Below are 9643 nucleotides of genomic sequence, written 5' to 3'. Positions count from 1 at the left end.
GGGCCACCATAACCGTGGGCGAAGGCAGGACGCACTGCAGAGCATTTTCCATGGGCTGCCCTTCGTCCCAGACCAGGAGATCCTGGGTCCCTCCGCCGATATCCAGGGCCAGGAGACTTTGGCCGTTAATAGTTGACTTTGGAGAATGATTCATGGGGTTTCCTTAACGTTCCAGGGGAAGGATCAGGGACGGCACGGTGGCCTTTTCCTTAAAGCGATCGGCCATCCCGGGTGAACCCACCGGTCCGCCCACATGCATGGGAATGGCTAATTTGGGATTAATGGCCCCGGCGGCCTCCACCGCTTCCTCGGCGGTCATGACGTAGATTCCGCTTACCGGCAGCAGGGCCACATCCGGCGACAACCCCTTCATTTCCGGGATGAAGTCCGTATCGCCGGCATGATAGATGCGGAGCCCCTTAACGGTTATAATAAAACCCACGTATCCGGATTCCCTGGGATGGAAGGGGACCCCCGGACTACGGAATTTATTGATATTATAGGCCGGAATGGCCTTAATGGGAATACCTTTGATCGTTAAGGCATCCCCTGGTTTGATGATTTTGATCTGGCCGGAGAGCTTAGCCGCAGCCTGGGCCACGGTAATAATGATGGTTTCGGTCTTTTGGATCTTGGCAACGTCTTCCGGAGAGCAATGATCCCCGTGATCATGGGTAATAAAGATCAGGTCGGCCTTGGGACCTTCCTTGATCTGAAAGGGATCGATATAAATCATCAGGCCATCGGCCTCGATACGGAAGCTGTCATGGCCCAGCCAACGGAGGCCGGAGGTCATTTTTTTGAGATCCATCTCTCCGGGTTGTTTCGGCGAAGCCCAGGCGTTTCCGATCAAACTAAGTCCAATCAGCAAGATGGAACAAATAAGAGTTACCCCTCTGGCGGTCATAGTCCGTTCCTCCTTTTTTAAAAAGATAATTATTTGATAAGACTTTGCTTTTTAAAGAATATAAAACAAGTCCCATGAGGGGTCAAGGGGAAAAAGCATCGGGGTAGTGTCCGGACACTACCAAGCATCGTAATTTTTTTTTGACGCCCCTGTGAAAGGTGACTATAGTAGCTCTATTGATTGAAAAAGGAGGAACAGAAGATGGAAGAACAGCAGGAGGCATTTGTGGTACCCCTGGAGAGTGTGCCGAAGAAGGTCGTTGAAGCCGGTCCCGGTATCTTTATTCAGGTCCTGATCGGTCCGGATAAGGCCCCGAATTTCGCCATGAGATGTTTTACCGTTGAACCCGGCAGCCGAATAGCCAATCATACCAATCTGGTGGAGCATGAACAGTATATATTGGAAGGCCGGGCCGAGATCGGGGTGGGAGATAAAGTGCATGCAGTGAAACAGGATGATGTTGTTTTCATTCCGGCCGGGGTGCCCCACTGGTACCGGACCGTCGGGGATGTTGCCTTCAGATTTCTATGCCTGGTGCCGAATAGGCAGGATACGCTCACCTTCATCGCGGGAGATTAAAGGAGGCCTCCCCCAGCGGCAATCCTAAAATGAAATGAGAATCGAGGATCACCTATGACCACCCGAAAGACCATCGAAATCGAAGATCAATGCACGCCGCCCTTTTTTAAAAAGATTCCCGTATCCATCGAACGGGGGGAAGGGGTCTATGTCTGGGACGAGGAGGGAAACAGATATCTGGATTTCACGGCCGGGTGGGGGGTCACCTGTCTGGGCCATGCCCACCCGGTTATCACCCAGGTCCTCCAGGAACAAAGTAAGAAAATTATCCAGAATCCGAATTCCGGACTGACCTATTCGCCGGTGCGAGCCCGCCTGTTATCTTTGATGCGCCGGATATTGCCCCCCAATCTGACGCGGATTTTCTTTTCCAACAGCGGGGCCGAGGCCAACGATGCGGCCATTAAACTGGCCCGTAAAGCGACCGGAAGAATGGATGTGGTCTCCACCCATCAGAGTTTTCATGGACGGACCATCAGCACGGCCTCAGCCACCGGACAGGCCAAACACCGGGAGAAGTTCAATCCCTTGATGCCGAACTATCGATTTATCTCTTTTGACGACTTAACGGCCGTGGAGCAGGTCCTTGATAATAATGTGGCGGCCGTTATTCTGGAACCTATCCAGGGGGAGGGAGGGGTCCAGGTTCCCTCGGAAAATTATCTCAAAGAGGTCGGCCGGTTGTGCAAGCAGAACGGCAGTCTGCTCATTATCGACGAGGTTCAGACCGGCTTTTGCCGTTGCGGCCCTATGTTTGTCGTCGGGCATTTAGGGGTGGAAGCGGACTTTTTGACCATGGCCAAAGGTATTGCCGGCGGTTTCCCCTTCGGGGCCTTTGCCATGACGGAGGTGGTTGCCGGGCGTCTGGAACCGGGTGACCATGGGGGGACTTATTGCGGCAACCCTCTCGGCTGCGCCGTCGCCTGCGGGGTGATTCAAACCCTGCTCAATGACAATATCTCCGGCCATGTGGAGGCCATGGGCCATCTGGCCCTGAGGCGGCTGTCCGAGTGGAAACGGGACTATCCGGAGGGGATCATTGATGTCCGTGGTAAGGGTCTGCTTTTGGCCATTGAGTTCTGCAATGAAGAGACGGCCACCCGGATCAGCGAAGCCTGTTTGGCCGACGGCCTTTTTATCCGACAAACTCAGGGCACCATGATCCGGATCTTTCCGGCCTTAAATATCAAAGACCGGGAGATGGAAGAAGGGTTGTCCATAATCCAAAAGGCTATCGAAAAGATATTCTGATACTTTTTTGTATACCCATCGGTATTAAAAGTAAACCCAAGGACCTGGGAGGCGGAACTGGGGGAGCGGAAAAGATGGGCTCTAAGGAGGACTTCTTAAAAGAAGTTATACAGAAAACTTTAAAATAACCTATGCGAAAGAAACTGACCACACCCATGATTGAAGCAATCGACCACATTGTTCTGACGGTTAAGGACATCAATGCAACTTGTGCATTCTATGCTCAGGTGCTCGGAATGCGAGTTACGACCTTTGGTGGTGGTAGAAAGGCACAATCGTTAGGCGCACAGAAGATCAATCTGCATCAGTACGGGTAAGAATTCGAACCAAAAGCGAAGAAACCTACTCCGGGGTCCGCTGATCTGTGTTTTATCACGGCGGTACCCGTTTCGGAGATGATCCAGCATCTCGGTGTGAACGGTGTTGAATTACTGGAAGGTCCTGTTCAGCGAACCGGGGCAATGGAGGCAATTACTTCCGTTTACTTCCGTGATCCGGACGGAAATCTTATCGAGGTCTCGAATTATGAAAGCGAATAACACTACGCTCCAGCCGACATCAGACCGCTACGGAGCCTTCCTCGGCTGAGCTTTGCGTTGGGCTGATAGCGACTTATGCAATTGCTATATTGGAAGGAGACAAATTCATGTTCAGGGAAATTAGAAGAAAAGAAAAACAATTAACTATTGAAGAATGCCAGGATATATTAACAAAAGCAGAATATGGAACACTTGCCACAATGGGTGCTGATGGATACCCATATGCAGTTTCTGTAAATTATGTTTTTCACAATGGAAATATCTATTTTCATTGTGCCACAGTTGGGCACAAACTCGATAACATCGACAATTGCTCTAATGTGTCTTTTAATATCGTGACAGATGTTTGGGTCGTTCCTCTGATACCTGAGGATATTAATGAATTTGGCTTAAGATTTAATGGCTTCGACACAAATTTTAACAGTGTTATTATCTTCGGAAAAGCCAAAGAGGTTATTGATAGAGAAAAAATGGATGGACTAGTTGCCTTTTTGAAAAAGTTCTTAAATGTAAATGAGTACAACCAGTATAAAGAGGAAGGAATCAAATATATCGAACAATCATTGAAAAAGACAAAATTAATCAAGATCGAAATCGAGCACATGACAGGCAAAAGAGGAATACGTAAAAATAGGGAGTTACAAGGAAGACAGCACTAATAGGGTAAAAGTTCGAAGTGGGAAGGACAGGGAAGTGGATTAGACGCTGATTGTAAAAGGGGACGTTCGTGCAGAGATTGCTTGACAATTTAAGAACAATCAGGTAGTAAAAAGCTATGCCCAGATTAGCCAGATTAGACGCCCCGGGGGTTTTGCACCATGTCATGGGACGGGGGATCGAAAAGCGGAAAATATTCTTAAGCGATGAAGATCGCGAAGATTTCGTTTCCCGGCTGGCTGACCTTGCCAGTAATCAGGCCATGAAAATTTATGCCTGGGCTCTCCTTCCTAATCATTTCCATCTCCTCTGTAAAACCCAAAATAGACCTTTAGCCTCGAGCATGCGGAAATTGTTGACCGGATACGTGGTCAATTTTAATCGGCGTCATAAAAGGCAGGGACATTTGTTCCAGAATCGTTATAAATCAATCGTTTGTCAGGAAGAAATTTATTTAAGGGAGCTGGTTCGCTATATTCACTTGAATTTACTGCGGGCGGGTTTAGTGAAGGATCTGCAAGAGCTGAATCGATCTCCCTGGTCAGGGCATATCGCTTTGATTGGGAAAACGAAAAGAGAATGGCAGGATACGGAATATGTCTTGTCCTTTTTTGGAGAGGGCCGGAAAGGGATAAAGAAGTACTTGGAGTTTATCCGGGAAGGCATTTCTCTTGGACGGAGGCCCGAACTGGTTGGAGGTGGGCTCATAAGAAGCTTAGGGGGATGGTCAGCGGTTTTGGCCTTGAGGGGGCAGGGGGCGAAACAGGAAGCCGACGCGAGAATACTGGGAGACGGGGATTTCGTCCAAGGGGTTTTATCCGAGATGGATGAGTTTGCTAAAGAGAATTTACGACTTCTGCGTCCCATAAAGGATTTGTCGGTTTTGGCGCAAAAAATTTGTGACCTTAACCAAGTGACTTTGGAGGAGATACGGTCGGGAAGTCGGAGGCCGGCAGTGGTAAAAGCACGCGGGGAGTTGTCCCAAGTCGGAGTGCAACTTTGGGGATTTTCCGGGGCGGAGATCGCCCGGTATCTTGGAGTAACGAATTCGTGCGTTACTCGGGCGGTTTCATCGGGGGGAAAGTTGTCAGATTTAAAAGAACGTTATGGTTGAGCGGATGGGTTTCCTCTAAGCACACTCTGCACGAACGTCCCCTTCGTCCTCCGACTCTGCACGAACGTCCCCTTCGTCCTCCTAACGTCCCCCTCGTCCTCGTCCCCCTCGTCCTCCTTTTCCCATGAATGGTAAACCGCACGATCAGTTGGAGATAAAAGGGATATATTATGCCACGTATAAGCTTCTTCCTCGGTATTGCTATCTATATGTATTACAAGGAGCATACCCCTCCTCATTTTCACGCTGAATATGGCGACTTTGAGGTGACCATAGAAATAGAATCAGGAATTGTCTCTGGGCGCTTCCCAAGAAGGGCATTGAACATTGTCCTGGAGTGGAGTATGTTGCATAAAGAAGAATTATTGAAGGATTGGGACCTTGCATCAATGAAACTGCCCCTTAACCAAATTGATCCATTGGAGTAACTTTATGATACCACATGTAATAGAAGCCAAATACGTCAATGACTACAAAGTCTGGCTAAGATTTAATGATGGCCTTTCGGGCGAAATCGATCTTTCTAATGAACTTGATGGCCCAATTTTTGAGCCTCTTAAAGACAAAGCCTATTTTACTCAATTTTCTGTTCGCTACAATACGATTTCCTGGGAAAATGGCGCTGACTTTGCTCCTGAATTTCTTTGGGAAAAAATCAGCCAACAACAAACTCCAGTGGACTGGCAAAAGGCCGCCAGACGCTGAGTTTCATTGTTCGGTAAAAAAGTAAAACGCCATGATTTCCAACGTACTTTTTGATTTAGACGGTACTTTAACCGATCCAAAAGAAGGGATAACCCGTTGCATTCAATTCTCCCTTGAACGGCTTGGGATGGAAGCACCGCCGGCTGATGATCTTTTATGGTGCATTGGCCCACCCTTGAGAGATTCCTTCGCCTATCTACTGAAAAGCACCGACAAGGGTTTATTGGATTTGGCATTGCTCCATTACAGGGAAAGATTCTCGGAAATTGGGGTATACGAAAACTTTGTTTATCCGGGCATCATCCCAGCTCTTCAGCAAATTCGTTCATCCGGTTATCAGGTGTACCTGGCTACTTCCAAACCGACAGTGTTTGCCACTCGGATTCTCGACCATTTCAGCCTGACCCAGTTTTTCCATGGAATCCATGGCAGCGAGACAGATGGTCGCTTATCTGATAAAGGTGACCTTGTGTCCTACATTCTAAAAACCTGGGCTCTCGATCCCAGGTCGTCACTTATTGTGGGAGACCGATTGCATGATGTTATTGGAGGGAGAAGAAACGGAACCATGACCGCAACCGTGACATATGGTTATGGAACCCGAGATGAAATTGATGAAGCGGGACCGGATTTTATTTTTGAGTCTCCGTCTGAGATGGCGTCTTTTCTTCAAAATAAACGGCCACCGAAAGACGCTGACGGGCACGCTGACGGGGTCGGGCCACGAGAACTATTTGATATGATGAAAGGTATTGAAAGCTTTACCCCCTAAAAATGGTCTATATTGCGTTTTTTGAGGGCAAAAAGGTGGCTTTACGAAAAAACGTATGACAAGACTTGTTAGCCGGAGAAATAGGAATGTAAAGCTTGACAAAATACGCCAATGGCGTATAGTTAAATTATGATTTTCATCGAGACATCCATTTTTACTAAGGAAATTATCTGGTTGATATCATACGATAATTATCGGATGCTCCAGTCTGCATTAATGCTCCGGCCAGATGCCGGAAATTTGATTAGGGGAAGTGGAGGTTTACGGAAAATTCGATGGAATCTTCCTGGTACAGGAAAAAGGGGGGCATTACGAGTCATTTACTACTGGAATCCACCTGACAACATTTTTATGCTCTTTCCATACGGAAAGACTGAACAAGAAGATTTAACGCCGGATCAGATCAAGCTGCTCCGTGGAATGGTCAAGGAGTTATTATCATGAAAAGTGAGCATTTTGATAAGCTGGTTGCCAGCATTAAGGAAGCCGGGGAGATTAAGGCTGGGCGCAAGGCGCCAAGCCGTGTGTACGAAATCAAGCCTCCTGAAATCAAGAATGTACGAGAAAAACTTAATGTTTCTCAAAATGATTTCGCACTGATGATTGGAGTTAGTGTCCGTACTTTACAGAATTGGGAGCAGGGCAGAAGAAAACCGGAAGGCCCGGCTAAGGCATTGTTGCGAATCGCATCAAGGGATCCCAATGCAGTCCTTGATGCTTTGCATGCCGAATAGAAGGCCAACAAGCGGAATGAAAACAGGCGTTCTGTACTCAGACAGCCTCGTTGTGCTCACCGAAGACCGTATCCTTTTCGAACACTACTACTTTCCCATCGGGGGAAGAAAGGTCGTGCTTTTGGCCGACATTGAACGGATCACGGTTGAGCCCCCGACGCTGTGGAACGGGAAGTGGAGGCTACATGGAACGGGAAACTTCAAGACCTGGTTTCCCCAGGACTACAAGCGACCGAAACGAGACAGAATCTTCTTTGCCACTCTTAGAAGCCAAGGGGTCAACATCGGTTTTACCGTAGAGAACGGAGATCAAATGGAGAAGATACTCAGGGATAAGAACCTGATAAAAATCGGATGACCACCGAATAAGAGGCTGCACCTGACGCGGAGGAATATCGGGAAAGATCCGAGAAGGCTGCACCTGTCCCACATCCCGATCAGCTTTCCAGACGTACCGGTATTTTTTCCACTTTGGCCAGGTCCTTTTCATAGAAGAAAGAACCAAGGTAAAAAAAGAGGCCGGCTAATAAGGGGAAAAAGGAAACGATCAAAAGGGCTGTTCTAATATTATATTGATCTGAGAAAAATCCCGTAACAATAGGTCCCAGGGAACTGCCCAATAAATTCATGGCGATGACACAAATACTGTAAGAAACAGCCCGCAATCCCGGATGAACCACATCCTGAGTCACGGCAATGGCCGAGGAGGCAAAAGCAATGGCCGTAACCCCTCCCATCAGAAACAGACCGTATTGAATCTTCCCGGAAAACAAACCAAAAGCCAAAATAAAAATAAGGGCCGTGACCGTGGAGGAAAGGGCACCGAACAGCAAACGGGCATTGCCCCTTTTTTTGAGCCATTTATCGGCCAGATAGCCGCCAAGCGGGGACCCGATGATGGCCATGAGCAGGACCAGACTGCCTTTAACCGAGGCCTTTTCCATGGGGAGATTTTCGAAGCGGTGGAGGTAGGTCGGCAGCCAGCTTAAGAGGGAGGTCGTTAAGAAGGTGTTTCCGGCAAAGCCGACATAGGTTAGAAGAAGGGAAGGGGTCCGGGAAAATTCCCGGATAATATCCATAGTCCCCAGCCTGAGGGGGGCCGGGCCATCGGTGCCGGTATCTTGAGATTTAACCAATTCTACGGTTTTATAATCCCGGACGAAAAAGAAAAGTAAAGCGATAATCAGACCCGGTAAGGCCACCAATCCGAAAGCCTGTCTCCAGCCGTAACGGGCGGCAATATAACCGCCCAGGGCTACGCCTATGGCACTGCCCAGCGGTATGGAAATATTCCAGAGGCCGACCAGCATGGCCCGTTTTTTTTCGGGGAACAAGGCCGAAATCATAGCCGTTCCCCCGGGGGCATAACCGGCTTCACCGAGCCCTATGGCCGAGCGGGCGATAAAGAGATGGGTGAAGTTATTGGCAAAGGCGCAGGAGGCGGTGGCGATACTCCACAAGACCGCCATGATACCGATGCTTTTTTTTCGGCTCCAGCGGTCAATGATTATCGAAACCGGAAAAGAAAAAAGGACAATGGACCAGTAAACCGTGGAAACCAGCAGACCGCATTGGGTATCGGTCAGCCCCCAATCCTTTTGTAAATAAGGAAAGAGCGAAACCACCACCATGCGATCGATATAGTCGAACATATACAAAAGAAAGAGGAGGGAAAAGATGTAATAGGAATTGGCTTTGGAAAGCAAGTAGCCGTCAGATGGACCGTTGCTGTTTGACATAATCTCTCCTCAAAAAGAAGGCGCCAGGCGCAAGGCACAAGGCGCAGGGTTTAAGGCAAAAGGCAGTTGGATTCGACTTTTACCGGAATGACCTCAAAAGATCTCAAACACGTCATTTTTACCTTGCAGCTTGCGCCTTGTGCCTCGCGCCTCTCTTTTATGCCTTATATCCCCCCAGATTAGCCAGGGCTACACTGCCCGGACTGATGGTCGTTGGATCGGTCAGAACGTTGATGCAGGTTGTCTGCCCCGAGGCAAAAGCCTCTTCCAGGGCCGGTCGGATATCTTCCGGCTTTTCCACCAGCATCCCTTTGCCTCCCAGGGCCTCGACCATTTTATGGTAATCAACCCGGCCGATGTAGGTTCCTATCGGAATGGCATGGCCTATTTTCAGTTCCTGACTGTGGCGGATCATCCCCCAGCCCAGATCATTGCTGATCACCACTACGATGGGCAGATTTTTGCGTATAGCGGTTTCAAACTCCATAAAATTGAAGCCTACCGAGCCGTCGCCGGTTATCAGGCAGACCCGTTTTCGGGGATGAAGAAACTTGGCGGCATTGGCATAGGGGAGCCCCACACCCAGACAGCCGTAAAGACCGGAATCCAGATAATGGCCGGATTGCCGAATCGTCCGGGTCATGCC

The 9643-nt window shown here is 48.8% G+C and carries 14 protein-coding genes and 1 pseudogene; 11 read left to right on the top strand and 4 right to left on the bottom strand.

The window, feature by feature from the left end:
• Positions 1-154: hypothetical protein (locus HY879_27980; protein MBI5607189.1), on the bottom strand; the 154-nt coding region annotated here is incomplete at its 3' end.
• A 9-nt stretch (positions 155-163) separates the two neighbouring features.
• Complete coding sequence (locus HY879_27975; protein ID MBI5607188.1) at positions 164-796, bottom strand: MBL fold metallo-hydrolase; 633 nt, start codon at positions 794-796, stop codon at positions 164-166.
• A 312-nt stretch (positions 797-1108) separates the two neighbouring features.
• Between HY879_27975 and HY879_27970 the strand changes: the two genes are divergently transcribed.
• From HY879_27970 to HY879_27920, 11 genes and pseudogenes are all read left to right on the top strand, one after another.
• Positions 1109-1486, top strand: coding sequence for a cupin domain-containing protein (locus tag HY879_27970; GenBank protein ID MBI5607187.1), 378 nt, complete (start codon positions 1109-1111; stop codon positions 1484-1486).
• Positions 1487-1540: 54 nt separating this feature from the next.
• Entirely contained in the window at positions 1541-2737 is a 1197-nt protein-coding gene (locus HY879_27965) for an aspartate aminotransferase family protein (GenBank protein MBI5607186.1), read from the top strand.
• Positions 2738-2892: 155 nt separating this feature from the next.
• A pseudogene (locus HY879_27960) lies at positions 2893-3276 on the top strand (VOC family protein).
• A gap of 107 nt (positions 3277-3383) precedes the next feature.
• Entirely contained in the window at positions 3384-3935 is a 552-nt protein-coding gene (locus HY879_27955) for a pyridoxamine 5'-phosphate oxidase family protein (protein ID MBI5607185.1), read from the top strand.
• Between the two features lie 116 nt (positions 3936-4051).
• A complete protein-coding gene (locus HY879_27950) occupies positions 4052-5047 on the top strand; it encodes a transposase (protein ID MBI5607184.1) in 996 nt (331 codons plus the stop codon).
• Between the two features lie 170 nt (positions 5048-5217).
• Positions 5218-5475: a DUF4160 domain-containing protein gene (locus tag HY879_27945; protein ID MBI5607183.1), complete on the top strand. Its 258-nt coding sequence runs from the start codon at positions 5218-5220 to the stop codon at positions 5473-5475.
• 4 nt (positions 5476-5479) lie between these two features.
• Positions 5480-5752, top strand: a complete 273-nt coding sequence (locus tag HY879_27940; GenBank protein ID MBI5607182.1) for a DUF2442 domain-containing protein — start codon at positions 5480-5482, stop codon at positions 5750-5752.
• Positions 5753-5783: 31 nt separating this feature from the next.
• Complete coding sequence (locus tag HY879_27935) at positions 5784-6524, top strand: HAD hydrolase-like protein (protein ID MBI5607181.1); 741 nt, start codon at positions 5784-5786, stop codon at positions 6522-6524.
• 129 nt (positions 6525-6653) lie between these two features.
• On the top strand, positions 6654-6968 hold the full coding sequence (locus tag HY879_27930) for a type II toxin-antitoxin system RelE/ParE family toxin (protein MBI5607180.1): 315 nt from the start codon (positions 6654-6656) through the stop codon (positions 6966-6968).
• Positions 6965-7258 carry a helix-turn-helix domain-containing protein gene (locus HY879_27925; GenBank protein MBI5607179.1) on the top strand — a complete coding sequence of 98 codons (294 nt, stop codon included), beginning with the start codon at positions 6965-6967 and terminating at the stop codon, positions 7256-7258. Before HY879_27930 ends, HY879_27925 begins: the two co-directional genes overlap by 4 nt.
• A gap of 16 nt (positions 7259-7274) precedes the next feature.
• Complete coding sequence (locus HY879_27920) at positions 7275-7616, top strand: hypothetical protein (GenBank protein ID MBI5607178.1); 342 nt, start codon at positions 7275-7277, stop codon at positions 7614-7616.
• Positions 7617-7695: 79 nt separating this feature from the next.
• Here the strand turns inward: HY879_27920 and HY879_27915 are convergent, their stop codons facing one another.
• Positions 7696-8997: an MFS transporter gene (locus tag HY879_27915; protein MBI5607177.1), complete on the bottom strand. Its 1302-nt coding sequence runs from the start codon at positions 8995-8997 to the stop codon at positions 7696-7698.
• A gap of 157 nt (positions 8998-9154) precedes the next feature.
• A partial coding sequence (locus HY879_27910) for a thiamine pyrophosphate-binding protein (protein MBI5607176.1) occupies positions 9155-9643 on the bottom strand: 489 nt, incomplete at its 5' end.

It is taken from the genome of Deltaproteobacteria bacterium (genome assembly GCA_016219225.1).
Taxonomy (GTDB): Bacteria; Desulfobacterota; RBG-13-43-22; order RBG-13-43-22; family RBG-13-43-22; genus RBG-13-43-22.
Note: the sequence above shows the minus strand (reverse complement) of the source record. Positions and strands in the feature narration are given on the sequence as shown.